We start from the raw sequence: 580 nt of genomic DNA, 5'->3' as shown, positions 1-580 counted from the left end.
CCACTCGACCTCTGACTCGGCGCGAGGCCGAAATAGGCCGTGACCTGCCTTCCGGAACGGAACCTCGTGAAGTCGCCGACCTCGGCCGAGAAGGCTGCGGCCAGCGCGAAGGCGCAGCCCTTGATCGACTGGAGGGCGGCCACCTCCGCGGCGATCGGGCTGGCATCCACGGCGGCCCTGTACTCGGAGAGCAGGTCCGCCCGGGCCTCCGCCGCGGCCTCGACCTCGTTCCTCAGGGCGGCGAGCGTCCGAACCCCGCCATCGTCCTCCGGCCTGACCTTGTCGAGCCACCTCAGGAAGTCGTAGGTCCAGTACTTCCTCGGGTTGCCGGCGGGCGTGGTGCCGCCGTAGACGAACCCCCGCTTTGCGAGGAAGGCGAGCAGCCGCTGCTTGGCGGTCGCCAGGCGCGCGGTCGCCCCGTCGTAGGCGCCGGCGAGGTCCCTGATGCCTTCGACCTCGGGGGAGGGGACCATACGGGGGAGATGTCGTGGGCGAGTATCGCCTTGGCCATCCTGGCGGCGTCGTTCCTGTCGTTCTTGGAGGCCGAGTCGGCGGCCGACCTGGGGATCTTCGAGACCGC

At 70.5% G+C, this 580-nt stretch carries 1 protein-coding gene; it reads right to left on the bottom strand.

From position 1 onward, the window contains the following. A partial coding sequence (locus tag ACTNA2_RS09085) for a transposase (RefSeq protein ID WP_441049390.1) occupies window positions 1–473 on the bottom strand: 473 nt, incomplete at its 3' end. Window positions 474–580: the final 107 nt, after the last annotated feature.

It is taken from the genome of Collinsella sp. HCP28S3_E9 (assembly GCF_052065455.1).
GTDB lineage: Bacteria > Actinomycetota > Coriobacteriia > Coriobacteriales > Coriobacteriaceae > Collinsella.
The sequence above is the reverse complement of the archived record's forward strand: the minus strand, read 5'-3'. Positions and strand labels throughout refer to the sequence as shown.